This window comes from Actinomyces sp. HMT897 (assembly GCF_016626125.1).
In the GTDB taxonomy this organism is placed as follows: domain Bacteria; phylum Actinomycetota; class Actinomycetes; order Actinomycetales; family Actinomycetaceae; genus Actinomyces.
The window spans coordinates 430,453-456,260 of sequence record NZ_CP067336.1 but is presented as its reverse complement, the minus strand read 5'-3'; the positions used below and the strand labels follow the sequence as shown (position 1 = coordinate 456,260).

The following is a 25,808-nucleotide window of genomic DNA, read 5'->3' as shown; positions in this document are numbered from 1 at the left end:
CTAGCCGCGGGTGAGCACCAGGGCCACGTTGTGCCCGCCGAAGCCGAAGGACGTGCTGACCGCGGCCCGCAGCCCGGGCGCCGATCGTCCTGCCGGCCCCACCACGTCCAGCCCGGTGGCGCTCACCTGGGGGTCTACCCCGCCGGGCAGCAGGGTGGGGGGCAGCTGGCCCGTGACCAGTGCCATGACCGTCAGGACCGCCTCCAGGCCCCCGGCGCCTCCCAGGAGGTGCCCGGTGGAGGACTTGGTGGCGCTCACCCTCGCTGCGCTAAGGACCCGGGCCAGCACCCGGGCCTCGACCACGTCGCCGACGGGGGTGGAGGTGGCGTGGGCGTTGACGTGCCCCACCGCCTGCGGGGCCACCCCGGCGCGCCCCAGGGCCAGGCGCAGGGCCCGCTCCTGGGCCCTCCCGCTGTCCTCGGGGCGGGCCACGTCGTAGGCGTCGTTGGTCACCGCGGCCCCGGCCAGGACCGCCAGGGCCGGGGCGCCCCGTCGGGCCGCGTGCTCGGCCGCCTCCAGCACCAGGATCCCCGCCCCCTCGCCCAGCACGAAGCCGTCACGGTCCGGCGCGAAGGGGCGTGAGGCCGCCGCCGGGTCCTCGTTGCGGGTGGACAGGGCCCTCATGGCGGCGAAGGCCGCCACCGTCATGGGGTGCAGGGCGGCGTCGGTCCCCCCGGCCACGACGACGTCGGCCCGCCCCAGGGAGATGAGGTCGGCCGCGGCGGCGAGGGCCTCGGCCCCCGAGGCGCAGGCGGCGACCGGGGCGTGGATCCCGGCCCGGGCCCCCAGGTCCAGTCCCACGGCCACGGCCGGGGCGTTGGGCATGAGGGCGGGCACGGCCGTGGGCGCCACCCGGCGCGGGCCCCGCTCCCGCAGGGTGTCCCAGGCCTGAATGACGGACAGGACCGGTCCCATGCCGGGGGAGACCACGACCGCCAGGCGCTCGGCGTTAACCTGTGGGGCCCCCGCCTGCTGCCAGGCCTCGCGGGCGGCGACCAGGGCGCACTGGCTGGCGCGGTCCAGGCGGCGCACCTGCCGGGGGGCCAGGACGTGGGAGGGCTCGACGGCCAGCGGCGCCCCGATGCGCACCGGCAGCTCGTGCCCGCCGACCTGCGTCACCTCCCGGGGCAGGGTGCGTACGGCGCAGCGTCCGGCGCCCAGGGCCTGCCAGGTGCCGGCCACGTCCCCGGCCAGCGGGTTGGTGGTGCCCAGGCCGGTGACCACGACGGCGCGCGGCGGGTCGCCTCCGGCCTGCTGGGCGGGAGGCGCCATCAGGCCCGCTGGGCGGCCACCAGGTCCACCAGGGCGCCGACGGTGGGCAGGGTGGGGATGAGGGAGTCGTCCAGGGTCACGTCGAGGCGCTCCTCGACCTGGGTGGCGATGGTGAGCAGGCCCAGGGAGTCAATGTCGAGGTCCTGGGCGAAGCGGGAGTCGCGGGTCACCGCCTCGGGGGCGAGGGCGGCCTCCTCGGCGACGATCTGGGTGATGACGGACAGGATCTCGGCGGTGTCGGCCACTGCTCTCTCCTTGGGCTGGGACGGGCCGGGGGCGCCGTCGTCGGTGGGGGCAGGGGCATTGTGCCCCATGAGGGTGGGACCTTGTACCCTGGACGCCCTTAGGTAGCCGGGTTTGGGCCGACGGCGAAGGACGGTCCGGCGTGGTGGCTAGGCGTCCGCCCCCACCAGGCGGGCCACGATAATGGCCACGTGGAGCATGAGGGCGTCACGGGAGTCGGTGGGGTCCCAGCCGACCTGCTCACTGACCCGGCCCAGGCGGTAGCGCACCGTGTTGGCGTGGACGAACAGCGTGCGTGCGGTGGCCTCCAGGGACCCGCCCAGGGCCAGGTAGGTGGCCACCGTCTCCTCGAAGGGGTCGCCCATGAGGTGGAGGGGGGAGTAGACGCGGGCGAGGATCTGCTCGGTGGCCAGGGGGTCGCCGCCCAGCAGCCGCTCGGGGAGGAGCTCGTCGGCGTGGACCGGGCTGGGGGCCTCCGTCCAGCCGGGCAGGGCGCGCAGGCCCGACAGGGCCGAGCGCAGGGAGCCTCCGGCCCGGGCGACGTCGGCCGCCACCGGCCCCACGACGGCGGCCCCGCCCAGCTCCTGGGCCACCCGGGTGGCGGCCTGGTCCACCCTGGTGCCCGGTGTCTCCTCGTCGTGCGCCCCGCCCGCGGTGTCCCCGCCCAGGACGATAATGACGGAGTCCCCCCGCACCGAGATGAGGGAGTCGGAGACCATGCCCCGGCACTGGTGGCGCAGGCGGGAGACCGCCAGGGCGTCGAGCTGGGCGCGTCCGGCCACGGCCACCACCGGCCCGGCGCTGCGCCACCCGGCGGCGGCGGCGCGGGTGGCGACGTCCTGGGAGGAGTCGTGGAGCATGGCGTCCACCGCCACGGACTCCAGGCGCGCACCCCAGGCGCCGCGGGCCTCGGCGGCCCGGGCGTAGACCTCGGCGGCGGCGAACCCGACGTCCCGCCCGAAGGTCAGGACCAGGATCCGGACGGTGTCGTGCTCGTCCTCGGGGACCAGCAGGGGCGCCTCCTCCAGGACCACGTCCAGGACGGTGCGTACCAGCCCCAGGGTCTGGTCCAGGGTGACCACGCCCGTCAGCGTGGCGGGTGCCACGGAGAAGATGCGGGTGGGGCTGGCGGCGGCTGACCGGTTCTCCACCCAGTCCACGAACATCTCCACGCCCAGGCGTGCCACGGAGGCGATCTGCGTGCGGGCGTCCTGCGGGAGGCCGCGGTACCAGGTGTAGGTGGCGCTGACGCGGTCCAGGGAGTGCTCGACCAGGTTGTCCTGACGGTGACGCAGGGCCGTGATCCCAGGAGTGCTCAGCTCGTCCATGGGCCGATCGTACCCAGCCCGCCCGCAGGTCCCGCGCAGCCCGCACCGGTCGTGGTGTCAGGGAGCTGACGCGCCGGGGAGGAGACCGGCGTAGCATACGCCCTGTACGCCCGCCGAGTGGGGCGGGCACGGTCGCGATGCCCGGAGCCGGGCGAGAGGGAGACTCCGTGATGCTAGCCGCTACCCGCACTGAGACCGACCTGCTGGGGCCGCGCGAGGTCCCCCTGGACGTCTACTGGGGTATCCACACCCTGCGTGCTGTGGAGAACTTCCGGATCTCCGGGAGCACCGTGGGTCAGGAGCCCACCTTCGTGCGCGGCATGGTGCAGGTCAAGAAGGCCTCGGCCCTGGCCAACCGGGACCTGGGGACCCTGTCCCCCCAGGTCGCCGACGCCATTGTGTGGGCCTGCGACCAGATCCTGGACCAGGGGCGCTGCATGGACCAGTTCCCCGTGGACCAGTTCCAGGGAGGGGCGGGGACCAGCGTCAATATGAACACCAACGAGGTCGTGGCCAACCTCGCCCTGGAGCACATGGGCTATGCCAAGGGGCGCTACGACATTGTCAACCCCAATGACCACGTCAACAAGTCCCAGTCCACCAATGACGCCTACCCCACGGGGTTCCGCCTGGGCCTCTACCAGGCGATCAACGGCGTGGAGGTGGAGCTGTGCGACCTGGTGGACGCGATCGTGCGTAAGGGCCGGGACTTCTCCGGCGTGCTCAAGATGGGGCGCACCCAGCTCCAGGACGCCGTCCCCATGAGCCTGGGTCAGGAGTTCAAGGCCTTCGCGGTGCTCCTGGACGAGGAGATTACCCGCCTCATGCACAACAGCGCCCTGCTGCTGGAGGTCAACCTGGGTGCCACGGCCATCGGCACCGGGCTGAACACGCCCCCCGGCTACCAGCAGACGGTGCTGCGCCACCTGCGGGCGATCACCGGGCTGCCGATCGTGGGGGCGCAGAACCTCCTGGAGGCCACCAGCGACACCGGCGCCTACGTGTCCATGCACGCCACCCTCAAGCGTGTCGCGGTCAAGCTCTCCAAGATCTGCAACGACCTGCGCCTGCTCTCCTCCGGGCCTCGCGCGGGCCTGGGGGAGATCCGCCTGCCCGAGCGCCAGGCGGGCTCCTCGATCATGCCGGCCAAGGTCAACCCGGTGATCCCCGAGGTGGTCAACCAGGTCTGCTTCAAGGTCATTGGCAACGACGTCACCGTCACCTTCGCCGCGGAGGCGGGCCAGCTCCAGCTCAACGTCATGGAGCCGGTGATCGGGCAGGCCATCTTCGAGTCGATCTCCCTGCTCACCCACGCCATGCGGACCCTGCGGGAGCTGTGCGTCTGCGGTATCGAGGCCAACGAGGAGGTCTGCCGCCGCAACGTGCTGAACTCCATCGGCATCGTCACCTACCTCAACGAGGTCATCGGCCACCACAACGGCGACCTGGTGGGGCGTGAGTGCGCCCGGTCCGGTCGCAACGTGCGCGAGGTGGTCCTGGAGATGGGGCTGCTGGACGAGGACGTGCTCGACGAGCTCCTCAGCCCCGCCAACCTCCTCCAGCCCCGGTACCGTGACGCCAACGTCTACTCCGGCTCCGACCCCTCGGTCGAGGTGCTCCAGGACCCGGAGGAGGCCGACTGACGACGTCGTAGCGCCGCCTCGGGCCGTGGGGCTGACCCGAGGCGGCCCGAGGCGTCCTCAGGCGTCACCGCCCTGGGCGCCGGAGGCCCCGGCGTGGACGTTGCGCAGGTCGTAGCGCCTGACGGCCTGGGCCACCACGGAGCGGTCCAGCACCCCCTCCTCGGCCAGGGCCTGCAGGGCCTTGACCACCACGCAGTGGGCGTCAATGAGGTAGTGGCGCCTCGCGGCGGCGCGGGTGTCGGAGAAGCCGAAGCCGTCGGCACCCAGCGTGTGGTAGCGGCCCGGCACCCAGGCGCGGATCTGGTCGGCCACCAGGTGGTCGAAGTCGCTGGTGGCCACGAAGGGCCCGGGCTCGCCCGAGAGCCTGGCGGTCAGGTAGGGCACGCGCGGCCGGCCGACGGGGTCCAGGAAGTTCTCCCTCTCCGCCTCCAGGGCCTGACGGCGCAGCTCCACCCAGCTGGTGACCGACCAGGTGGAGGCGCGTACGCCCCAGTCCTCGGCCAGCAGGCGGCGGGCCTGCTCGATCCAGGGCAGGGCCACCCCGGAGGCCATGAGGGTCACCTGCGGGCCGCTGCCGACGGGGGCGGCCGCGAGGCGGTGGATGCCCCTGACGATCCCCTCCACGTCCACGTCCTCGGGCTCGGCGGGCTGGCGGATCGGCTCGTTGTAGACGGTCAGGTAGTACATGACGTCCCGGTTGCGCCCGGAGTCCGGCCCGTACCAGCGCTCCAGGGCGTCACGCACAATGTGGCGGATCTCGTAGGCGTAGCCGGGGTCGTAGGTGACCACCGCCTCGTTGGTTCCGGAGATGAGCGGGGAGTGGCCGTCCATGTGCTGGGTGCCCTCACCGGTCAGGGTGGTGCGTCCGGCGGTGGCGCCGATAATGAAGCCGCGGGCCAGCTGGTCGCCGGCGGCCCAGAACTGGTCCGCGGTGCGCTGGAAGCCGAACATGGAGTACAGGATGTACACCGGGATCATGGGCTCGCCGTGGGTGGCGTAGCTGGTGCCGGCCACCTGGAACAGCGCGGCCGAGCCGGCCTCGTTAATACCGGTGTGCATAATCTGCCCGGAGGCGGACTCCCGGTAGGACAGCATCATCTCGGCGTCCACCGGGGTGTAGCTCTGGCCCAGGGTGTTGAAGATCTTCCTGGTGGGGAACAGGGACTCCAGGCCGAAGGTGCGCGACTCGTCCGGGACGATCGGCACGATACGGCGCCCGATGCCCTTGTCCTTAATGAGCTCCTTGAGCAGCTGGACGAAGGCCATGGTCGAGGCCACCTCGCGCCTGCCGGACCCGCTCCTGAGACCGGCGTAGGCCTTGTCCCCGGGCAGCTCCAGGGCCCTGGGGGCGTCACGGCGCTCAGGCAGGAAGCCCCCCAGCTGACGGCGGCGCTCCAGCATGTAGAGCAGGGCCGGGTCGTCGGGGGCCGGCCGGTAGTAGGGGGGCCGGTAGGGGTCCGCCTCCAGCTGGGCGTCCGTGATCGGGATGTGAAGGCGGTCACGCAGGCCCTTGAGGTCGTCCAGGGTCAGCTTCTTCATCTGGTGGGTGGCGTTGCGCCCCGTGAAGTGGCTCCCGAGCATGTAGCCCTTGACGGTGTGGGCCAGGATGACGGTGGGCTGTCCCCTGTGCTCGGTGGCGGCCTTGTAGGCGGCGTAGACCTTGCGGTAGTCGTTGCCCCCGCGCTGGAGGGCCCAGATCTCCTCGTCGGTCCAGTCCCTGACCAGCTCGGCGGTGCGCGGGTCGCGGCCGAAGAAGTGCTCGCGCACGTAGGCGCCGTCGTTGGCGGAGAAGGTCTGGTAGTCCCCGTCGAGGGTCTCCATCATGAGGTGCTCCAGGGCGTGGTCCTTGTCCGCGGCCAGCAGCTGGTCCCAGCCGCGGCCCCACATCACCTTGATGACGTTCCACCCCGCCCCCTTGAAGAAGCCCTCCAGCTCCTGGACGATCTTGCCGTTGCCGCGCACCGGGCCGTCCAGGCGCTGGAGGTTGCAGTTGACGACGAAGGTCAGGTTGTCCAGCTGCTGGTTGGCGGCCAGCTGGAGCATGCCGCGGGACTCGGGCTCGTCCATCTCGCCGTCGCCCAGGAACGCCCAGGTGCGCTGGGCGGAGGTGTCCTTAATGCCCGCGCCCGCCAGGTAGCGGTCGAACCACGCCTGGTAGATGGCCTCGGCCGGGCCCAGCCCCATGGAGACGGTGGGGAACTCCCAGAAGTCCTCCATACGGCGCGGGTGGGGGTAGGAGGGCAGGCCGCGCCCGCCTGCGGGGTGGGAGTACTCCTGGCGGAAGCCGTCCAGGTCGGCCTCGCTCAGGCGGCCCTCGATAAAGGCCCGCGCGTAGTTGCCGGGGGAGGCGTGGCCCTGGAAGAGGACGTGGTCGCCGCCACCGGGGTGGTCCTTGCCGCGGAAGAAGTGGTTGAAGCCGACCTCGTAGAGGGTGGCGGTGGAGGCGTAGGAGGAGATGTGCCCGCCCACGCCCACCCCGGGACGCTGGGCGCGGGTGACCATGACCGCGGCGTTCCAGCGCAGCCAGCGGCGGTAGGTGCGCTCGGCGCCCTCGTCGCCGGGGAAGTAGGGCTCGTCCTCGACTGCGATGGTGTTGACGTAGGGGGTCGTGGTCTGGGTGGGGACGTTGACGTTCCTCTGGCGGGCCTGGGCGAGCATGGACAGGAGGATGTACCGGGTGCGGGGAGCCCCCTTCTCGGCGATGAGGGCGTCCAGCGAGTCACGCCACTCGCGGGTCTCCTCGGGGTCGTTGTCGGTGACCTTGGTCAGGAGGCCGTCAATCAGCGGGGTGGAGTCACTGGTGGGGCTCACGGGATCCTCTTTCTCGCGTCGGTGCGGTAGACGGCTCGGTCGCCCTGCGCTCAAGGGCGGTCCCGGCTGGCGCCGCTGGGCTTGACGGGAACCAAATCTACGACCCGGCACCACGGACCGACACACCTCAGAGGGCACAAGGTCCCATATTGTGTATGAGGTTAGACACTTTTCTTTGGGTTGCAGGCGACCTCCGACGGTACGGCGGCAGCCGGAGGTATCCAGATAGTGTGCCGCGCTTGCGTCAGGCGGGGGTGGTGCGGTGGGCTAGGGGTTGAGGTCCCCGCCCACGGGGCCTCGTTACCGACGAGCATGGGGCGCTGCCCCGGAAGGACGGTCGCAACCGTGGTGAGTACAGTAGGTGGGGCGTTCGGCTTCACCTCAGGGACCATCGTCCAGGAGTTCGGCTACGACGACGACGTCGACCCGGCCCTGCGCGAGGCCGCCGAGACCCTGACGGGCACCGAGCTGGTAGACGAGGACTACGAGGACGTGGCTGACTCCGCGATCGTGTGGTGGCGTGCTGACGACGGCGACGTGGACGACCTCACCGACCTGCTGGTGGACGCCCAGGCCAACCTGGACGGTGACGGCCTCATCTGGGTACTGACCCCCAAGGCGCGCACCACCGGCGCCGTGCCGACCTCCGAGATCGAGGAGGCCGTGCGGACCGCCGGCATGCACGCGACCAGCGCCGCCTCCATGGGGGAGCACTGGAGCGGTATCCGCGTCTCCAGCCGACGGCGCTGAGCGGCTGGCCCGGGGACGGGCCGTACCCGGGGCCGCCGACTGCGGCATGAGCGTGCGCCTGACGGCCGCGCGGGGCCTGCCGACGGCCTGCGCGCTGAGCAGGTGGCCGTGCTGGCGCCGCGGTGCCCTGACGGCGTAACCTGCAGCCGTGGCCTGCCCCCGCGTCGGGGAGGCAGGGACCTGTAGCTCAGTTGGTAGAGCAACGCGTTTACACCGCGTCGGTCGTCGGTTCGAGTCCGGCCGGGTCCACCTGGCCCCTGGCGGCCTCACTGCCGTGAGGTCGGTGGCAGGGGAGGGCGGTCAGCCCCCTGTGGTAGTCGTGCGGTCTGGTGGCCAGGGTGTCGGGGCGTGGTCGGTCGTGCGTGCTTGATCGCTCGCTGTGAGGTATTCTCTGGGTGCTCGTGCCGGCGTCGGCTCGCGGCTCCGGCTCGGGGGTGCGCGTGCTGCTCCAACGCGAGCAGGCCCCCATAGCTCAGTGGTTAGAGCAGCGAGCTTATACCTCGTCCGTGCCTGATAAGCACATGGTCCTGGGTTCGAATCCCAGTGGGGGTACAGCGGCACGGCCCAGGGAGGGCTCCAGCGGATAGTGGGCGCGAACCTGCGCGCCTGGTGCGGGGCGCGCCCCGCCCTCGCCCCGGGTGCGGGCCGGGCTCCCCGGCGGCTGGTAGGAGTGTCCCATGGGAAGAGTGCGGGTAGCCGGCCGGCTGAGGGTCGTCTCCCTCGTTGCGGTCGTGTTCGTGACCGCCTTTGACGGCCTGGCCCTGTCCACGCTGGTACCCCAGATCGCCGTCGACCTCCACCTGGGCGGTCTCTACGGCGCCTTCACGGCCGTCTACGCGCTCGCCCAGCTCTTCGGCGCGCTGTTCGTCTACGGGCGGGTCCGCTCGGCACTGCCGCTGGGGGCGGCCCTCTTCTGCCTGGGCGCGGCAGGCTGCGCCGTGAGCCCCACGGCCCTGTGTCTCGTCTGCGCGCGCTTCGTGCAGGGGGTGGGCGGCGGTCTCGCCGTGGGGGGCGTCTACGCCTCGATCGACCGCGACGTCGACGAGGGCGACCGCCCCGTGGTGTTCGCCGTCCTGGCCTCGGTGTGGGTGGTGCCCTCGATCATAGGCCCGGGCCTGGCGCAGCTGGTCATGGTGGCGTGGTCCTGGCGGGCGCTGTTCCTGGTGACCGCCGTCGTGGCGGCCGCCTGCGCCGCCCTCCTGGCACGGGCCTCGCAGCCGGGGGAGGGGACCACCTCGGCCCTCCCGCTGGGGACCCGGGTGGTCCTCATGACGGTCGGTGCTCTCTCCGTGGCCACCGCGCCGTTCGCGGGCCGCGGCCCGGTGGCCGTCGTGCTCGTCGCCCTGGTGACGCTCACCGGCCTGGTCCTCATCTACAGGGCCTTCACGCTCGTCAGACCGGTCCCGGTGCCCGGCACCCCGGTCCGCACCCTCGCGACGCCGCTGCTGTGCCGCGGGGTCGCCCAGGCGCTGTACGGCGGCGCGGAGGGCGCGGGCGCGTGGTACGTCCACGGGATCCGCCCGGGTGCGACCTTCCTGGTGGTCACGACCGGGGCCTGCGTCTGGGCGGCGGCGTCCTGGGCCCAGTCACGGGACGCCCTCAGGTCCTGGGTCATACGCAACGGGTTCGCGGTGGGCCTGCTGCCGGTCGTGAGCGTGGCCGCGTTCACATCCGCCGTCCTCCTTGGCGGCACGGACGTCAAGATCCTCTCCCTGTGTGCCTGCACCGCCGCCGCCGGGGCGTTCGTCGGCGTCGTCGAGCCGATTATCAGCTCGGCGCTGTTCAGCCAGCGGGCGCCGGAGAGCTCCACGGCCCTGCCGGTCGTCATCCAGGTCGACGACCTCCTCGTACCGGGCGTGGTCGTCGCGGTCCTGGGCACGGCCATGGGCTCAGCCGCCACCCACGCCCTCCTCGCGCTCCTCGCGGGCCTGGGCCTGCTCGCCCTGGTGACGTGGACGGCCTCCGGCGGCCTCACAAGGCACTGGCTGCACCACACCACCAGGGGACGGCGCCGTGCGGACGGCGAGGCCGGCGGGTAGCCCCGAGGCGGGAGCCGCGTCCGGCGATCCGGTGGTCCTCGTCGAACCGGTCTCACAGGGCACCCCCACCCAGGGTGCCCCCGACGGGGCTCGAACCCGTACGCCTCTCGGCATCGGCTTTTAAGGCCGCTGTGTCTACCAGTTCCACCACGGGGGCTGATGCCACCGACGGTGCGCCTCGGTGCGCAGGGTGGTATCGCCGCATTCTACTGTGTATCTTACAACGACACCCCTGCGTCGGGCAGGGAGTTGAGACGGCTCCCACGAGTGGACTTAGCCCACTAACTGCCCGGTTATACGATCGCGCTGGTCAGGGGGGCCGACAGGGCCCAGCCTACCACCGCCGGCCGGGTGCGGCAGGGGGAGGCAGGCGCCGCTGCCGTGGGCCCCGGGTCCTCGCCGGTGTGCGGACGACCACCTCCGTGCGTGCCCTTGCAACATTACGCCATCCTGTGCGTACCGTTGGTGGTGTCGGAGGGGGCGGACGCCCTCGAGGACAACAAGAAGCCCCCCGGACCAGCCGGGGGGCGCATAGTGGGAAGGCGCGGAAGGAGGGAGTTCGATGATCCTCAACATCATCGGAATCCTGGTAGCTCTTCCTGCGTCCATGGTAGCAGCAGTCACGCTCTACCGCACGGCGGCCCGGCAGCGGGCGGCACCGCGGTCATGGCCGCCGCCGACGCCGTCAGCGGCCCCACCTGGGCCACCTGGGTCATGGCCGCCATGTGCGCCCTCGACGTCGCCGGGCTCCTCGCGCACCTGGCCACCGGGCGCCAGCACGACTGGGACGACAGCGCCCCGGCCGGTGGGGCCGGGGCTGGTGGTGGCTCCCGCGATTGGACTCGAACCAATAACCGTCCGATTAACAGTCGGATGCTCTGCCATTGAGCTACGCGGGAAACGCGCCTGACGCGGGATGAACCCTAGCAGGCCTGGGCGGGGGAGTCGAATCGGCTACCGGCGCCGATTCGGCGTCGTTCCAGAGCAAGCTCATGCTGTGGGCAGTCCCACAGCGTCGCGCGCCTCCCGGAGGACCTCCTCCAGGACCGCCGCCTGGGCGGGGGAGCCGGGGGCGCCTGGGCTGGTCCGCACGTACAGCCCGCCCTCGGCGTCGCGCCGCACGCTCGCGCTCACCCGGGTGCCGTCCGGCAGCGTGCGCCGCACCAGGTGGACCACGGAGGCCTCCACCCGCTGCCGCAGCACCCGGGCGAAGCCGTCCACGTCCCGCCCCGGCACGTCGGTGCCGACGACCAGGTGCAACGGGGCGGGGGAGCCCAGGTGGACCGTGAAGGTCCGGGTCCCGGCCTCCCACGCCCCGCGCTCGACGTCGTCCCACGCCACCCGGGTCACCTCGCCCTCGGGGCCTGTCAGGGCCAGGTGCGCGGGGCCGGCCACCGCCCAGCCGCCGTCGGCCAGCGGCACCCAGGCCACCGCCCGCTCCCCGGTGGGCAGGAGGCTGGCGGCCTGCGCGGGCAGGGGGCTACGACGGGGGAGGGGCAGGCGCATGGCCCCAACGGTACGCGGCGTCCCCTGGCCGGGCATCCCACGACGGCGTGGGGCGGGCCGAGCAGAGTGCCTTCGGTCACAAGCCTGCGGGTACCCGGGCGCGTGCGGCCCCGCCCCCCTGTCCCGGGGCCGGGCCGGCTACCTGGGGGTGCCTGGGGGCGTGGGCCCCGCCAGCACGCTCGGCCCGCCAGCTCGAGCCGGGGTAGCCGGGCGCGTGCGACTCCGTCCTCCCGCCCGCGGGGGCGCGGAGCGGTACGCCGTGGGGCCGGGGGTCACCCGGTGCGTGCGAAGATGGGCCCATGGCTTACCGTGACATCCGTATTATCGGCGACCCGGTCCTGCGTACCGCGTGCGACCCCATCACCAGCGTCGACGCCACCGTCAAGGCGCTCGTGGAGGACCTGCTGGAGACCGTTGACGAGGACGGTCGCGCGGGGCTGGCCGCCAACCAGATCGGTGTGAGCCTGCGCGCCTTCTCCTGGAACATTGACGGCGAGATCGGCTACGTCCTCAACCCCCGGCTGGTTGAGATCTCCGAGGACGAGTACCAGGACGGCGAGGAGGGCTGCCTGTCCGTCCCCGGCCTGTGGTACCCCACCGAGCGCGCCTGGTACGCCCGCGCCGAGGGGACCGACCTGGACGGCAGGAAGGTCGTCGTCGAGGGCGAGGGGCTCATGGGCCGCTGCATCCAGCACGAGTGCGACCACCTCGACGGCCACCTCTACCTGGACCGCCTCTCCCGCAGGCACCGTGTCGAGGCCATGAGGGAGCTGCGCAAGAGGGGCCTGTGAGCCCCTGTCCGCTGGCCCGTGGGCCGGGGCCGGCTCCCGCGTCAGGCGCGTGACGGCCGCGGCAGGGGCGGGCGACGCCCCGCTCCCGGGTGCGGCCCACGGGGTACTCGCCCTGGACCAGGGGCTTTCGCGCCCGTCCGCGGCCTGCGGCCCGGCCCCCGCACGGCGGGCCGCTGGACCTGTCGCGCCCGAGCAGGAGAGAACCTGCCATCTGCCGTGATAGCGGTCGCCGACGGATGGTAGCCTGTTCCTGCACGCCGCGTGCGTCACGTGATCGCCCGGTCCGGTCCGAGAACGTAGGGGAAGACGACTCTCGAACCGACCAGGAGGAGATACCCGTGAACGGTGCTTACACCCGCGGTGTCCTTTTCGTGCACTCCGCGCCCCGTGCGCTGTGCCCCCACATTGAGTGGGCCGCCGCCGAGGTGCTAGGTGCGCGTGTCCACCTGGACTGGACCGAGCAGGCCGCCGCCCCGGGTATGGTGCGCGCCGAGACCAGCTGGGTCGGGCGCGTGGGCACCGGCCCCCAGCTGGCCAGCGCCCTACGCGGCTGGGCCAACCTACGCTACGAGGTCACCGAGGAGGCCAGCCCCGGCTCCGACGGCGGGCGCTGGTCCCACACCCCGGATCTAGGTATCTTCCACGCCCAGACCGACGTCCACGGCAACGTCGTCATCCCCGAGGACCGTATCCGCGCCGCCCTGTCCCACTCCGCCGACCCCGCGCGCATGCGCCGTGAGCTGGACCTGGCCCTCGGCCAGGCCTGGGACGACGAGCTCGAGCCCTTCCGCTACGCGGGCGCGGGGGCGCCCATCCGCTGGCTCCACCGAGTCGCCTGAGGACCAGCCGCGGGCCCGTCCTCCGGCCCGCCACTGCCGCCCCAGGACCCACCGGGTCCTGGGGCGGCGGCCGTGTCCGGGTCAGCTCAGGGCGGCGGCGGCCGCCAGTCGCAGCGCCCCGGCGAAGCGGGTCTCGCGCTGGGCGGGGTCCATGTCCTCGCGGTGGTCCAGGAGGTGGTCGGAGACCGTGAGCACCGCCAGGGCCCGCCTGCCCGTCTGGGCGGCCACGGCGTACAGGGCCGCGGCCTCCATCTCCACCGCCAGCACCCCGTAGGCGGCCAGCTGCTCGGTCTGCCCCTGGGGGGTGAGGTAGAAGTGGTCGCGCGAGACAATGGTGCCGGTGTGGACCGCCCCCTCCAGCTCCCCGCTGCCCGCTGCCCGCCGGGACTCCTCCCAGGCGGCCCGGGCCAGGTGGAAGTCCGCGACCGCGCTGAAGCGCACCCCCGGGATACGGGCGTCGTTCATGGCCGAGTCGGTGTGGGCGCCGGTGGCGATGACCACGTCCCCGACCCGCACACCCGGGGCGATCCCCCCGGCGGTCCCTACGCGCACAATGCGCTCCACCCCAAACTGGCTGAACAGCTCGGTGGCGTAGATGGTGATCGAGGGCTGTCCCATACCCGAGCCCATGACCGACAGGGGGCGCCCGTCCACGGTCCCGGTCAGTCCCAGCATCCCGCGCACGTCGGTGACCAGGCGGGCGTCAGGCATGAGGGCCTGGGCGATGCGCAGGGCGCGACGCGGGTCGCCGGGCATGAGCACGGCGGGGGCGAAGTCCCCCGGGGAGGCGTCAATGTGGACGGTGGACATAGCGGTCCTCTCTCCTGGTGCGCCGCGGGCCGGACACCGCGACGTCGTCACCCCAGTGTCCCACATGCTGGACACCACTCGATCCGCAACGTGGTACGGGCTACCGTTTCGGCGTCATGACGCCATTATCCCGCGCGGGACCGACGGCGTCCGTCCGCAACCCTGGAGAGGTCACCATGGCCTTCACCCCCTCATCCACCCCTGACGTGCCGCCACGCGAGCAGTGGAGCGGTCAGGTCGGCTTCCTCCTGGCCGCTATCGGCTCGGCCATCGGGCTGGGCAATATCTGGCGCTTCCCCGGCGTCGCCTACCAGAACGGCGGGGGCGCCTTCGTGGTGCCCTACGTGGTGGCCCTCCTGTGCGTGGGCACCCCCGTCCTGCTCCTGGACTACGCCCTGGGGCACCGGTTCCGGGGCGGTGCCGCGACCGTCTTCAGGCGCCTGTCGCGCAGGCTGGAGTGGCTGGGCTGGTTCCAGGTGGGTATCTGCTTCATTATCATGGCCTACTACGCCGTCATTGTGGCCTGGTCCCTGCGTTACACGCTGTTCTCGGTCAACAGGGCCTGGGGGAGCGACGCCGGCGCCTTCTTCACCCGCTACATCGGCGTCAGAGACCTGCCCGACTCCGGTGCGCCGGGCTTCTCCGCCCAGCCGGTGGCCGGGGTGGTTATCCCCCTGCTCGTTGTGTGGGCCCTCGGTATCGTGACCATTGCCCGGGGGGTGTCCGACGGGGTGGAGAAGGCCAACCGGGTCTTCCTGCCGCTGCTGGTGGTCATGTTCATCGCCCTGGTGGGGCGCGCCCTGCTCCTGCCCGGGGCCACCACCGGGCTCAACGCCCTGTTCACCCCCGACTGGTCGGCGCTGGGGGAGTCACGGGTGTGGATCGCCGCCTTCGGGCAGATCTTCTTCTCCCTGTCGGTGGGGTTCGGCATTATGCTCACCTACGCCTCCTACCTCAGGCGCCGCTCCAACCTGGTGGGCACGGGCATGGTGGCGGCCTTCGCCAACTCCTCCTTCGAGATCCTGGCGGGTATCGGCGTGTTCGCGACCCTGGGGTTCATGGCCCACGTCCAGGGCTCGAGCGTGGCCGACCTCAAGGGGATAAGCGGCGTCAACCTGTCCTTCGTGACCTTTCCCACGGTCATCTCCCAGATGCCCGGAGGGGCCCTGTTCGGGGTCCTCTTCTTCTCCTCCTTCTCCATGGCGGGGCTGACCTCCTTCATCTCCATTATCCAGATGGTGGCCTCCTCGGTGGCGGAGAAGTACTCCCTGAGCACGCCCCGGGCCACCCTCGTGGTGGGCCTGCCCGCCGCGGCCCTGTCCTTCGTCCTGTTCGGCACCTCCACGGGCCTGTACAACCTCGACGTCGTGGACGCCTACGTCAACAATATCGGGGTGGTGGGCTCGGCCATCCTCATGTGCGTCATCGTGGGCCTGGTGCTGCGCCGCCTGCCCGAGCTCCAGCGCCACCTCAACCTGGTCTCGGAGTCCCGCGTGGTGGGCCTGTGGTGGCGTCTGCTCATCGCCCTGGTGGTGCCCGGGCTGCTGGGCTTTATGTTCGTGCAGACCTTCTGGTCCTACGCCACCAAGGGCTACTCCTACGCCCACGGCTTCGAGGCCGTCTTCGGCTGGGGGGTGCTGGGCGCCGTGATCGTGTTCGCGGTGGGGCTCCCGGGAGCCACCCGGCTGGTGCGCCGCAGGCGCTCGGGCGAGGACACCCAGCCCGGGGACGACTTCAGGCCCCTGGACCTCCAGGCCCTGGCCGCTGCCGAGGACGAGGAGGTGAACTGACGTGACCGGAACCGCTATCGCCCTCATGCTGGTGGCTATCGTCATTATCTGGGGCGGCCTGGCCGTCTCCGTCACCGCCCTCGTCTCCCGGGGGCGTCGTGAGGCCCGGGACGCCCGGCGGGCCGCCGTGGCGGCCGCCCGCGAGCACCTGGGCAACGCCGGGACGCAGGGCTGAGCGGTCCTGCGCCCTGCCACACGCCTGCGAGACAATATGAGCATGACTGACACCGTCGCGCCCGCCCGGCCCCTGCCCCGACTGGTCGCCTTCGACCTGGACGACACCCTGGCCCCCTCCAAGTCCCCCATGCCCGCCCCCATGGCCGCCGCCCTGCGGGCCCTGCTGGACGTGGTGCCGGTCTGCGTCATCTCCGGGGGCCAGATCAGCCAGTTCCAGAACCAGGTCCTGGCCCACCTGGGCGCCTCCGAGCCCCAGCTCGCCCGGCTCCACCTCATGCCCACCTGCGGCACCCGCTACTACAGGCACGCGGGGGAGGGCTGGGAGCTGGTCTACGCCAACAACCTCACCCCCGCCCAGGTCGCCGAGGGGTTCGCCGTCATCGAGGCCCAGGCGCGCCGCCTGGGCCTGTGGGAGGAGCGCACCTGGGGCCCCATCCTGGAGGACCGGGGCTCCCAGATCACCTTCTCGGCCCTGGGCCAGGAGGCGCCCCTGGAGGTCAAGAAGGCCTGGGACCCCACCGGTGAGAGGAAGGGGCGCCTGCGCGACGCCGTCGCCCCCCACCTGCCCGACCTGGAGGTCCGCTCCGGGGGCTCCACCAGCGTGGACGTCACCCTCAAGGGCGTGGACAAGGCCTACGGCATGCGTAGGCTCGCCGAGGTCACCGGTATCGCCCTGGACGACATGCTCTTCGTGGGCGACCGCCTGGACCCCGAGGGCAATGACTACCCCGTCAAGGCCCTGGGCGTGCCCACCCACGCCGTGGAGGGCTGGCAGGACACCGCCGCCTACGTCACCGACCTCGCCGCCCGTATTGCCGCCAGTGCCCCCGACGGCGCGCCCGGGGCCAGCGCTCCCGACGGCGCGCCTGGTGCGGCCGACGCCCCTGCCGGCGCTCCCGCCGGTGCTGGCTCCCCTGCTGAGGCTGGCTCCCCTGCCGGTGCCGGCGCTCCCGGCGCGGCCAGCTCCCCGGGGTCCGGGGCGGGCCCCGACGACCAGGCGTAGCCGTGCCCGGGCACCCCCTGCGCAGGGCCCTGGGCACCTGGTGGCGGGATCGCAGTGTCGGCTTCCGCAGGATTGTGCGCACCCTGGTCCTGCTGCTGGCCAGCACCCTGGTCTGCCTGGGGGCCGGGGCGGTCACGGCCACCGCCTCCTCCCCGGTCGGCCCCCACCAGGCCCGCTGGTCCACCACCCTGGACTCCACGCTCACCGTGGACCTGGGGCCGCTGGGCAGCGCCAGCCTGGACTCGCCCGCCGGGTCGCTGGGGGTGCGGGTGCTCCTGGGGGAGATCCCCTCCGACGCCGCCACCCCGGGCACCGACGACCTGGCCGCCCTCCTGACCGGGGACCTGGGCTCCTACTCCTCCCTCGCCGCCCACCCCGACCTCACCGTCCGCCAGGGGCTGCGGGCCCTGAGGGACGACGCCCTGCGCCGCGCCGGCCTGCTGGAGTCCCTGGTCCTGTGCGCCGTGGCCGCCGCACGCCTGCTCACCCGCGGCCACCTGCGTGACGCCGTGGCCGCCCTGGCCGCCGCCGCCCGCACCCACCGGGGGGCCAGCGTCCTGGGGACGGCAACCGCGCTGGCCGCCGTCGTCGCCGTGGTGGTGCCCGCGGTGTCGCCCGCCACCTCGGTGCAGAGCCGGACCCTGGAGGTCCTGGCGGGCACCAGCGCCTCCCGGGCCCGCTTCTCCGGCAGACTCGCCGACGTGGTCGCCGCCTACGGGCCCCAGCTGACCAGCTACCTGACCAGCACCCGGACCTTCTACGCCCAGGCCGCCGACAGCCTGCGCTCGGCCTGGGCCCAGGCCGACGCCGCCGAGCCGGTGCGTGCCCCGGACGGGGACACCGCCAGCCCGTCGCCCACCGGGTCCCCCGCCTCACCCGGCCCCCGCCTGGGACCGGTCACCGCCGTGCTGACCACCGACCTGCACTGCAACCTCGACGTCATTGACCTGGTGGGGGTTCTGGACGAGGTCGCCGGCGCCACCGTCCACATGGACGACGGCGACCTGACCATGACCGGCTCCGACCCCGAGCAGGTCTGCGTGGACGCCCTGAGCCAGGCCGTGCCCGACGGCGTCTCCCGGGTGGCCACGATCGGCAACCACGACTCGGCCGCGACCGCCGCACGCCTGACCGCCCAGGGCTGGACCGTCACCGACGGCACCGTCCACCAGGTCGGGGGACTGCGCGTCCTGGGCGACACCGACCCGGACCGGACCACGGCCACCGGCACCACGGCGCGCGGGCAGGAGGACGTCCAGGCCCTGGGGGCCAGGCTCGCGGCCACCTCCTGCCGCGTCCCCACCGACGTGGTCCTCGTCCACCAGCCCGCCGCCTTCGGCCCCCTGGCCGCCACCGGGTGCGCGCCCCTGCTCATCGGCGGCCACCTCCACAGCGAGCAGGGTCTGAGCGCGACCGCGGGCGGGCGCGGCACCGTCCTGGAGCTCGTGGCCGGGGCCGGCAAGGGCGGGACCTCCATCGGCGCCGTGACCGAGGACTCCTACGCCCACGTCCTGTCCTTCTCCCGTGACGGCACCCTGCTGGCCTGGAGGACCGTGGTCCTCCACCCCGACGCCTCTGTGACGGTCACCACCTGGCAGGACGTCCCTACCCCCTCCTGAGGGCGGGCACGCGACCAGTACGGGCTTAGGTAGGGTAGGCCCGACGGAAAGGAGGCGCTATGGCGCGTGTACCCACCGAGGCCGAGATCGAGGCAATGAGCGAGGACGAGCTCGAGGCCTTCCTCTCCGGTGGCCAGGATCCTGGTGGCGGGCCCCAGGGGGATGCCGCCCTGCGCCCCGCCGTCGCGCCCGGGGGCTGGCAGGCCACCAGCGGCGCCCCGCGCACCTACGCCTGGCTGCTGGTGGTGGCCTCCGTCATCGGTGTCGCGGCCTGCTGGGAGCTCATGGTCTCCGAGCTCAGGCAGCTGCGTGAGCCCCTGGCCGAGCTCTCCTGTGACATTAACCCCCTGGTCTCCTGCGGCGCCTCCCTGAACGTGTGGCAGGGCAACCTCCTGGGCGTGCCGAACTCCTTCGTCGGGGCCATGGCCTTCGCAGTGCTGCTGGTGGTGGGGCTGCTGCTGGCCTCCGGCCACCGCCTGCCCCGCTGGGTGTGGTGGGGCCTGACGGCCGGGACCGTCGCAGGGGTGCTGTTCGTGGCCTGGTTCCTGGGGGTCTCGGTACTCACCCTCGGCAGGCTGTGCCCCTTCTGCATGCTCATCTGGGCGGTGACCCTGCCGGTGGCCGCGCACACCTGGGGCCAGGCGGCCCTGGGCGGCCACCTGGGACTGGGAGAAGGGGCGGCGCGGCGCCTGTGGGCCCTGCGCTGGTGGCTCACCGCAGCCGCCTACCTGGCGGTCGTGCTCACCGTCGTGGTCGGCCTGTGGGACAGCTGGATGCTGGTGCTCTGATGCCTGCCTCACCCCGGTCCGCGTCCTCGGCCTCGGAGGACTCCACCGTCACCCAGGACTACCTCAAGGCGGTCTGGTCGGTCTGCGAGTGGGGGGACGCCGGGGCCTCCATCACCGGCCTGTCCAGGCGCATGGGGGTGGCCGTCTCCACCGCCAGCGAGAACGTGGCCAGGCTCGTGGACGCGGGCCTGCTGGTGCACGAGCCCTACCGGGCGGTCACCCTCAGCTCGGAGGGGTGGCGTCGGGCCACGGCCATTATCCGACGCCACCGCCTCCTGGAGACCTACCTGGTGGCCAACCTGGGGTTCACCTGGGACGAGGTCCACGTCGAGGCCGAGGAGCTGGAGCACGCCGTGTCCGACCGCCTCATTGACCGTATTGACGCCGCCCTGGGCCACCCCGTCCGCGACCCCCACGGGGACCCGATCCCCGGTCCCGACGGCGAGGTCGTGGTACCGCGCCTGCGCAGTATCGACACCCTGCGCGTGGGCCAGACCGGGGTGGTGGGCCGTATTAAGGACGAGTCCGTCACCCTGCGCCACCTCACACGTGCCGGGATCGGCCTGGACACGCGCGTGATCGTGGTGGAACGGGTCCGGCCCGGCGCCCCGGACGCCTCGGAGGGTGAGGGACCCCGGCACCTGGCCACCGTGGTCCGTGCCGTCCGGCCCCCCGGGGCGCCCGCGGCCCAGGGGGCCGACGCCGTCCTGCCCGCCGGGACCCTGTGGGTGGTGGACTGAGGCGCCCACGCCTCCCAGGTCCCGGGCCAGCAGGGCGGGCCGGCCCCGGTGCCCTGCACGGGGCCGGGGCCTGCACGGGGCCCGGGTCCTGCCGTCCGGCGCCCTGCCGGCAGGGCGCGCCCGGGCCGGGGCACAATAGGCCCATGAGTACCGTCTTCACCAAGATCATGAACGGCGAGCTCCCCGGGCACCTCGTGTGGGCCGACGAGGTCTGCGTCGTCCTGGCCACCATCGAGCCGCACACCGACGGCCACGTCCTGGTGGTCCCCCGCGCCGAGATCGGCTCCTACGTGGACGCGCCCGAGGACGTCGTGGCCCACCTGGCCGTCGTCGCCAGGCGTGTCGGTGCCGCCCAGACCCGGGTCTTCGGCGCCCCCCGGGCCGGGGTCATGGTGGTCGGCTACGGGGTGGACCACCTCCACGTCCACGTCCTGCCCATCTGGTCCGAGGCGGACGTCTGCCCGTCCTCCGCCCGCCACGACGTCCCCGCCCAGGAGATCGGGGCCGCCATGGAGCGCCTGCGCGCCGGGCTGACCGAGGACGGCTGGGGGGAGTTCGTCACCAGGTAGCCTCCCCCTGCGCGAGAACGGTACTTGTTCGTCGTGAGAACGGTACTTGTTCGTCGTGAGAACGGGGACTGCCTACGCTCACGGTGGGGCCCGGGCCGGCCCGGTACGTGGCCTGTGGCGGGCACCCCGGTGAGCGACGCCGTCGGGCCGGGGATAGGCTGTGCGCCGGACACCCGTGCGTGACGCGGCCCGCCCGCGGACTGAAGAGAGGCTTGAGCGATGAGCGACGTGCCCACCGGCGCCAGCACCACCCCCTACCGCTACACGGCGGCCCTGGCGCAGGAGATCGAGACCACCTGGCAGGACCGCTGGGAGGCCCGGGGCACCTTCCACGCCGACAACCCGGTCGGCGCGCTCGCGGGGGAGGGGGCGCGCAGGGACAAGTTCTTCGTCCTGGACATGTTCCCCTACCCCAGCGGCAAGGGCCTGCACGTGGGCCACCCCCTGGGCTACATCGCCACCGACGTGGTGGCCCGCTTCACCCGCATGACCGGGCGGAACGTGCTGTACACCATGGGCTACGACGCCTTCGGCCTGCCCGCGGAGCAGTACGCGGTGACCACCGGCCAGCACCCGCGCACCTCCACCGAGGCCAATATCGCCACCATGCGCCGCCAGCTGCGGCGCCTGGGCCTGTCCCACGACCCGCGCCGCTCCCTGGCCACCATCGACCCGGGCTACGTGCGCTGGACCCAGTGGATCTTCCTCAAGATCTTCGGCTCCTGGTTCGACCCCACCGCCCCGCGCCGTGACGGGCGGGGAACAGGGGCGGCCCGGCCTATCAGCGAGCTGCGCGCCAAGCTGGAGCGCGGTGAGGTCGCGGTCCCCTCCGGCCGCGCCTGGGCGGATCTCAGCGCGCAGGAGAAGGACGCCGTCGTGGACGGCTTCCGCCTGGCCTACGTCTCCAACGCGCCGGTGAACTGGTGCCCGGGCCTGGGCACGGTCCTGGCCAACGAGGAGGTCACCGCCGAGGGACGCTCCGAGAGGGGCAACTACCCGGTCTTCAGGCGCAACCTGCGTCAGTGGATGATGCGTATCACCGCCTACGCCGACCGCCTGGCCGAGGACCTGGACACGGTGGACTGGCCCGAGAAGGTCAGGCTCATGCAGCGCAACTGGATCGGCCGCTCCGAGGGGGCCCAGGTCACCTTCGCCCTGCCCGGGGCCGCCGCGGCCGGCGCCTGCCAGGACTCCCTGGAGGTCTACACCACCCGCCCCGACACCCTCTTCGGGGCCACCTTCATGGTGGTCTCCCCCGAGCACCCGCTCCTGGGGGGCCTGGACTCCTCGGCCTCGGTGCGCTCCCGGGACCAGGTTGACGCCGACGCCGCGGCGCTGACCGTCCCCGCCGCCTGGCCCGAGGGTACCCGCGAGGCCTGGACTGGCGGCCACGCCACCCCCGCCCAGGCCGTGGCCGCCTACCGCGCCCAGGCCGCCGCCACCTCCGAGACCGACCGCACCGACGAGGGGCGGGACAAGACCGGCGTCTTCACCGGCTTCTTCGGCGTCAACCCCGTCAATGGCGCACTGGTACCGGTGTTCGTGGCCGACTATGTGCTCATGGGCTACGGCACCGGCGCCATTATGGCCGTGCCCGCCCACGACGAGCGCGACTGGGCCTTCGCCACCGCCTACGACCTGGACATTGTCCAGACGATCGGCCCGGCCGACGACCCCCTGGGCACCGACCTGTCCCGGGGCGCCTACACGGGCGACGGCGTCGTGGTGAACTCCGCGGCCGGCGACCTGGACGTCAACGGCATGGGCAAGGACGAGGCCAAGGCCGTCGTGACCGCCTGGCTGGAGGCCCGGGGCGCCGGGCGCGGTGCGGTCACCTACCGCCTGCGCGACTGGCTCTTCAGCCGCCAGCGCTACTGGGGCGAGCCCTTCCCCGTGGTGTGGGACGAGGCCGGGGGCGTCCACGCGCTGCCGGAGTCCATGCTGCCGGTCGAGCTGCCCGAGGTCACCGACTACTCGCCGCGCTCCTACGACCCCGACGACGCGGCCTCCGACCCCGAGCCGCCCCTGGGCAAGGCGGTCGACTGGGTGGAGGTCGAGCTGGACCTGGGCGACGGGCCCAGGAGGTACCGCCGGGAGACCAACACCATGCCCAACTGGGCGGGGTCGTGCTGGTACGAGATGCGCTACATCGACCCTACCGACCCAGAGCACCTCGTCGACCCGGTCAACGAGGCCTACTGGATGGGGCCGCGGCCCGAGGCCGGCAACACCTCCGGGGGCACGGACCTGTACGTGGGCGGCGTCGAGCACGCCGTGCTGCACCTGCTCTACTCCCGGTTCTGGCACAAGGTCCTGTTCGACCTGGGCGTGGTGTCCTCCTCCGAGCCCTACCACCGCCTGTTCAACCAGGGCTACATCCAGGCCTACGCCTACACCGACTCCCGCGGCCAGTACGTGCCCGCCGACGAGGTCCAGGAGGGCCCGGCCGGGGACGACGGCGAGCCGGTCTTCACCTGGAGGGGGCAGGTGGTCCGGCGCGAGTACGGCAAGATGGGCAAGTCCCTGAAGAACATCGTCACCCCCGACGACATGTACTCCGCCTACGGCGCGGACACCTTCCGCGTCTACGAGATGAGCATGGGGCCGCTCGACGCCGACCGCCCCTGGGACACCCGCGCCGTGGCCGGGGCCCAGCGCTTCCTGCAGCGCCTGTGGCGCAACGTGGTCGATGAGGCCACCGGCGAGGTCACGGTGGTGGACGACCCGGCCGACCAGGCCACGGCCCGCCTGGTGGCCCGCACGGTCGTGGGGGTCCGTGAGGACTACGAGGGCATGCGCCTGAACACGGCCATCGCCAAGCTGATCGTGCTCAACAACCATCTCACGGGGCTGGCGGCGGTGCCGCGTGAGGCCGTCGAGGCCCTGGTCCTCATGACCGCCCCCGTGGCCCCCCACATCGCCGAGGAGATCTGGAGCCGCCTGGGGCACGAGGACTCCCTGGCCCACGAGCCCTTCCCGGAGGTGGCTGACCCCTCCCTGCTGGCCGCCGAGGAGGTCACCTGCGTGGTCCAGGTCAAGGGGAAGGTGCGTGACCGCCTCCAGGTGGACCCCGGGATCGGCGAGGCCGAGCTGGAGGCCCTGGCCCTGGCGGCCCCCGGCGTGGTGCGTGCCCTGGCGGGACGCGGCGTGCGCAAGGTGATCGTGCGGGCCCCCGGGCTGGTCTCGGTCGTGCCGCAGTGAGCGCTGCGGCACGGGTGCCCGGGCTCCGCGGCCGTGCTGGTAGACGCGCCAGGGAGGGCTCTGCGCGGCACGGGTGCCCGGGTGACGGGCGCACGGGCTAGGGTCGGCCCATGACCCTGGCCGTCGTCACCGACTCCTCCGCCTGCCTGCCGCGGGCCCTGGCCGACTCCCGTGGTATCGAGGTCGTCGCGCTCCACCTCGACAAGGAGACCGGGACGACGTCCCGCCCCAGCGTCGCCGAGCTCGCCCGGGCCTACCGGCGGGCCGCCGGTAGGGCCGACGAGGTGCTCGCCGTGCACCTGTCCGCCTGCCTGTCGGGCACGGTGGACAATGCGCGCCTGGCCGCCGAGGAGGTCAACGAGGCGCTGGCGGGCGGGCCGGTGACCGTGGTGGACACCGGCACCTGCTCCGGCGGCGTCGGCCTGGCCGCCCTGGCGGCCGCGGGCGCCCCGGACGCCAGGCGCGGGGCGGCCCTGGCCCTGGAGTCGGCCTCCCGCTCCCGGGTCCTGTTCCTGGTCCCCGACATCTCGCACCTGCGTCGCGGGGGGCGGATCGACCGCACGACGGCCCTGCGGGGGGCGACCCTGGGGATCCACCCGATCCTGGAGGTCCGTGGCGGGCGCATCGTGGTCGCGGAGACCGTGCGCGGCGCGGCCCGGGCCCGGCGCCACCTCATGGCCCGTGCGGTGCGGGCGGCGGGGGGCTCCGCCCTGAACGGTCCCCGCCCGCCCGCGGTCCCCGTGCGGCTGGCCGTCCACGACGCCGGGGCCGCGGCCGCCGCCCAGGAGCTGGAGGACGAGCTGGCTGAGGCCATGGCCGCCTCCGGGGCGGTCCTGACCTCCGTCCTGCGCTCCCACGCCGACCCCGCCCTGGCGGCGCACGTGGGCCCCGGGGCCCTGGGTGTGGTCGTGGCCCCCGCCCTGGGGGCCGTCGACGACCCGCTACAGGCCTGAAACCGCGGGACCGCGCGGCGTCATCCGGCGCCCGGGCCTGTGGACAACCGCCTGTGGGGCCGGGTTGTCCACAGGTGGCTGACAAGGGCGTGCACCGGCCCGGTACCGCCTCCTACCGTCGGTACCATGAGCGGTTTCCACCTCCGGCCCCGGCGGTCCCTGGACGACCTGGTGCGCCTGGCCTGCTCCACCGACCCCCAGGAGGCCGAGGAGCACCCCAGGCGCCTGGCGCTGGCGCCCCGGGCGGCGCTCGGGCTCGGCGTCGTCCTGCTGGCCCTGGCCCTGGTCCTGGCGCTGCGCACGGTCACGGGCGCCGCCTCCGGAGGCCAGGGCGCGGCACCACCCGCCACGAGTGCCTCCGCGGCTGCCACGCCGGACGGTGCCCGGCCGGGGGCCGTCCCCAGTATCGCCGACCCTGCCCCGTCCTCCGCCTCCCCGGCCCCCGAGGGACAGGATGTCGTGGTCCACGTCACCGGTGCGGTGGTCTCGCCCGGGGTGGTGCACCTGCCCGCCGGGTCGCGGGTCACCGACGCCCTGACGGCCGCCGGGGGGCCCAGCGCCGACGCGGACACCAGCCAGATCAACCTGGCCCGCCCCCTGGCTGACGGGGAGCAGGTGCGGGTGCCCCGTGCCGGTGAGGACGCCTCCGCCTGGGACGCCCGGGCCCCCACCGCGGCCACGGGCTCCCCGGGGGCCAGCCCGGGGCAGGGGCAGGTCAATATCAATACCGCTGACGCGGGGGAGCTGGAGAGGCTGCCCGGTATCGGACCCGCCCTGGCCCAGCGGATCGTGGACTACCGCCGTGAGCACGGCCGGTTCGGGGCCGTCGAGGACCTCACCGACGTCCCCGGTATCGGGCCCGCCAAGCTCAGGGCCCTCAAGGAGGTGGCGACCGTATGAGCCGGGTGGGCCCGCCTTCCGGGGAGCCGGGAGCCG

20 protein-coding genes, 4 tRNA genes and 1 pseudogene are annotated in these 25,808 nt (G+C 73.1%); 17 read left to right on the top strand and 8 right to left on the bottom strand.

Going from position 1 to position 25,808, the window contains the following annotated elements:
- The 3 genes from JJJ15_RS01850 to JJJ15_RS01840 all read right to left on the bottom strand — a co-directional run bounded on the left by JJJ15_RS01850 (position 1) and on the right by JJJ15_RS01840 (position 2,843).
- Complete coding sequence (locus JJJ15_RS01850; protein ID WP_200511254.1) at positions 1-1,272, bottom strand: beta-ketoacyl-[acyl-carrier-protein] synthase family protein; 1,272 nt, start codon at positions 1,270-1,272, stop codon at positions 1-3.
- Positions 1,272-1,517, bottom strand: a complete 246-nt coding sequence (locus JJJ15_RS01845) for an acyl carrier protein (RefSeq protein WP_246742215.1) — start codon at positions 1,515-1,517, stop codon at positions 1,272-1,274. Before JJJ15_RS01845 ends, JJJ15_RS01850 begins: the two co-directional genes overlap by 1 nt.
- A gap of 147 nt (positions 1,518-1,664) precedes the next feature.
- Positions 1,665-2,843, bottom strand: a complete 1,179-nt coding sequence (locus JJJ15_RS01840) for a helix-turn-helix domain-containing protein (protein ID WP_200511252.1) — start codon at positions 2,841-2,843, stop codon at positions 1,665-1,667.
- Between the two features lie 170 nt (positions 2,844-3,013).
- On the opposite strand from JJJ15_RS01840, the gene aspA reads away from it, so the two are divergent.
- Positions 3,014-4,486 carry an aspartate ammonia-lyase gene (aspA, locus tag JJJ15_RS01835; RefSeq protein ID WP_106109267.1) on the top strand — a complete coding sequence of 491 codons (1,473 nt, stop codon included), beginning with the start codon at positions 3,014-3,016 and terminating at the stop codon, positions 4,484-4,486.
- Between the two features lie 57 nt (positions 4,487-4,543).
- Here aspA and aceE read toward each other — a convergent pair whose 3' ends face one another.
- Positions 4,544-7,297 (bottom strand): pyruvate dehydrogenase (acetyl-transferring), homodimeric type, encoded by a 2,754-nt coding sequence (gene aceE / locus JJJ15_RS01830; RefSeq protein ID WP_200511251.1) that lies wholly within the window; start codon positions 7,295-7,297, stop codon positions 4,544-4,546.
- A 345-nt stretch (positions 7,298-7,642) separates the two neighbouring features.
- Between aceE and JJJ15_RS01825 the strand changes: the two genes are divergently transcribed.
- The 4 genes from JJJ15_RS01825 (at position 7,643) to JJJ15_RS01810 (ending at position 10,086) form a co-directional block, all read left to right on the top strand.
- Positions 7,643-8,047 carry a DUF3052 domain-containing protein gene (locus JJJ15_RS01825; protein WP_200511250.1) on the top strand — a complete coding sequence of 135 codons (405 nt, stop codon included), beginning with the start codon at positions 7,643-7,645 and terminating at the stop codon, positions 8,045-8,047.
- Positions 8,048-8,223: 176 nt separating this feature from the next.
- Positions 8,224-8,296, top strand: a tRNA-Val gene (locus tag JJJ15_RS01820).
- 212 nt (positions 8,297-8,508) lie between these two features.
- A tRNA-Ile gene (locus JJJ15_RS01815) sits at positions 8,509-8,599 on the top strand.
- Positions 8,600-8,724: 125 nt separating this feature from the next.
- Entirely contained in the window at positions 8,725-10,086 is a 1,362-nt protein-coding gene (locus tag JJJ15_RS01810; protein WP_200511249.1) for an MFS transporter, read from the top strand.
- A 75-nt stretch (positions 10,087-10,161) separates the two neighbouring features.
- Here the strand turns inward: JJJ15_RS01810 and JJJ15_RS01805 are convergent.
- From JJJ15_RS01805 to JJJ15_RS01795, 3 genes are all read right to left on the bottom strand, one after another.
- Positions 10,162-10,243 (bottom strand) — tRNA-Leu (locus JJJ15_RS01805).
- A gap of 667 nt (positions 10,244-10,910) precedes the next feature.
- Positions 10,911-10,985, bottom strand: a tRNA-Asn gene (locus JJJ15_RS01800).
- 91 nt (positions 10,986-11,076) lie between these two features.
- The gene (locus JJJ15_RS01795; RefSeq protein WP_200511248.1) at positions 11,077-11,592 is read right to left on the bottom strand and encodes a hypothetical protein; all 516 of its coding nucleotides are present in this window, start codon (positions 11,590-11,592) and stop codon (positions 11,077-11,079) included.
- A gap of 299 nt (positions 11,593-11,891) precedes the next feature.
- Here JJJ15_RS01795 and def point away from each other — a divergent pair, with 299 nt between their 5' ends.
- A complete protein-coding gene (def, locus tag JJJ15_RS01790; RefSeq protein WP_200511247.1) occupies positions 11,892-12,383 on the top strand; it encodes a peptide deformylase in 492 nt (163 codons plus the stop codon).
- A 338-nt stretch (positions 12,384-12,721) separates the two neighbouring features.
- Entirely contained in the window at positions 12,722-13,222 is a 501-nt protein-coding gene (locus JJJ15_RS01785; protein ID WP_106109261.1) for a DUF3145 domain-containing protein, read from the top strand.
- 81 nt (positions 13,223-13,303) lie between these two features.
- Here JJJ15_RS01785 and JJJ15_RS01780 read toward each other — a convergent pair whose 3' ends face one another.
- Positions 13,304-14,032 (bottom strand): purine-nucleoside phosphorylase, encoded by a 729-nt coding sequence (locus JJJ15_RS01780; protein WP_106109260.1) that lies wholly within the window; start codon positions 14,030-14,032, stop codon positions 13,304-13,306.
- A 176-nt stretch (positions 14,033-14,208) separates the two neighbouring features.
- On the opposite strand from JJJ15_RS01780, the gene JJJ15_RS01775 reads away from it, so the two are divergent.
- The 10 genes and pseudogenes from JJJ15_RS01775 (at position 14,209) to JJJ15_RS01730 (ending at position 25,772) form a co-directional block, all read left to right on the top strand.
- Positions 14,209-15,822: a sodium-dependent transporter gene (locus JJJ15_RS01775; protein WP_200511246.1), complete on the top strand. Its 1,614-nt coding sequence runs from the start codon at positions 14,209-14,211 to the stop codon at positions 15,820-15,822.
- 1 nt (position 15,823) lies between these two features.
- Complete coding sequence (locus JJJ15_RS01770) at positions 15,824-15,997, top strand: methionine/alanine import family NSS transporter small subunit (protein WP_106109258.1); 174 nt, start codon at positions 15,824-15,826, stop codon at positions 15,995-15,997.
- Positions 15,998-16,039: 42 nt separating this feature from the next.
- Positions 16,040-16,819: pseudogene (locus JJJ15_RS01765) on the top strand (HAD-IIB family hydrolase); the annotation flags it as partial.
- Between the two features lie 185 nt (positions 16,820-17,004).
- Positions 17,005-18,621, top strand: coding sequence for a serine/threonine protein phosphatase (locus JJJ15_RS01760; RefSeq protein ID WP_246742109.1), 1,617 nt, complete (start codon positions 17,005-17,007; stop codon positions 18,619-18,621).
- Between the two features lie 59 nt (positions 18,622-18,680).
- A complete protein-coding gene (locus JJJ15_RS01755; protein WP_200511244.1) occupies positions 18,681-19,409 on the top strand; it encodes a vitamin K epoxide reductase family protein in 729 nt (242 codons plus the stop codon).
- On the top strand, positions 19,409-20,149 hold the full coding sequence (locus tag JJJ15_RS01750; protein WP_200511243.1) for a metal-dependent transcriptional regulator: 741 nt from the start codon (positions 19,409-19,411) through the stop codon (positions 20,147-20,149). Before JJJ15_RS01755 ends, JJJ15_RS01750 begins: the two co-directional genes overlap by 1 nt.
- A gap of 143 nt (positions 20,150-20,292) precedes the next feature.
- Complete coding sequence (locus JJJ15_RS01745) at positions 20,293-20,718, top strand: HIT family protein (RefSeq protein WP_200511242.1); 426 nt, start codon at positions 20,293-20,295, stop codon at positions 20,716-20,718.
- Positions 20,719-20,937: 219 nt separating this feature from the next.
- The gene (locus tag JJJ15_RS01740; RefSeq protein WP_200511241.1) at positions 20,938-23,919 is read left to right on the top strand and encodes a class I tRNA ligase family protein; all 2,982 of its coding nucleotides are present in this window, start codon (positions 20,938-20,940) and stop codon (positions 23,917-23,919) included.
- Positions 23,920-24,029: 110 nt separating this feature from the next.
- Positions 24,030-24,872, top strand: a complete 843-nt coding sequence (locus tag JJJ15_RS01735) for a DegV family protein (RefSeq protein ID WP_200511240.1) — start codon at positions 24,030-24,032, stop codon at positions 24,870-24,872.
- 126 nt (positions 24,873-24,998) lie between these two features.
- Entirely contained in the window at positions 24,999-25,772 is a 774-nt protein-coding gene (locus JJJ15_RS01730) for a ComEA family DNA-binding protein (protein ID WP_246742108.1), read from the top strand.
- Positions 25,773-25,808: the final 36 nt, after the last annotated feature.

Excerpts from the sequence above, each read along its gene's own strand:
- JJJ15_RS01755 (WP_200511244.1), top strand. The coding sequence starts at position 18,681 with ATGGCGCGTGTACCCACCGAGGCCGAGATCGAGGCAATGAGCGAGGAC.
- JJJ15_RS01810 (WP_200511249.1), top strand. The coding sequence starts at position 8,725 with ATGGGAAGAGTGCGGGTAGCCGGCCGGCTGAGGGTCGTCTCCCTCGTT.
- JJJ15_RS01730 (WP_246742108.1), top strand. The coding sequence starts at position 24,999 with ATGAGCGGTTTCCACCTCCGGCCCCGGCGGTCCCTGGACGACCTGGTG.
- JJJ15_RS01780 (WP_106109260.1), bottom strand. The coding sequence starts at position 14,032 with ATGTCCACCGTCCACATTGACGCCTCCCCGGGGGACTTCGCCCCCGCC.
- JJJ15_RS01850 (WP_200511254.1), bottom strand. The coding sequence starts at position 1,272 with ATGGCGCCTCCCGCCCAGCAGGCCGGAGGCGACCCGCCGCGCGCCGTC.
- JJJ15_RS01750 (WP_200511243.1), top strand. The coding sequence starts at position 19,409 with ATGCCTGCCTCACCCCGGTCCGCGTCCTCGGCCTCGGAGGACTCCACC.
- JJJ15_RS01840 (WP_200511252.1), bottom strand. The coding sequence starts at position 2,843 with ATGGACGAGCTGAGCACTCCTGGGATCACGGCCCTGCGTCACCGTCAG.
- JJJ15_RS01795 (WP_200511248.1), bottom strand. The coding sequence starts at position 11,592 with ATGCGCCTGCCCCTCCCCCGTCGTAGCCCCCTGCCCGCGCAGGCCGCC.
- JJJ15_RS01775 (WP_200511246.1), top strand. The coding sequence starts at position 14,209 with ATGGCCTTCACCCCCTCATCCACCCCTGACGTGCCGCCACGCGAGCAG.
- JJJ15_RS01740 (WP_200511241.1), top strand. The coding sequence starts at position 20,938 with ATGAGCGACGTGCCCACCGGCGCCAGCACCACCCCCTACCGCTACACG.
- JJJ15_RS01745 (WP_200511242.1), top strand. The coding sequence starts at position 20,293 with ATGAGTACCGTCTTCACCAAGATCATGAACGGCGAGCTCCCCGGGCAC.
- JJJ15_RS01735 (WP_200511240.1), top strand. The coding sequence starts at position 24,030 with ATGACCCTGGCCGTCGTCACCGACTCCTCCGCCTGCCTGCCGCGGGCC.
- def (WP_200511247.1), top strand. The coding sequence starts at position 11,892 with ATGGCTTACCGTGACATCCGTATTATCGGCGACCCGGTCCTGCGTACC.
- aspA (WP_106109267.1), top strand. The coding sequence starts at position 3,014 with ATGCTAGCCGCTACCCGCACTGAGACCGACCTGCTGGGGCCGCGCGAG.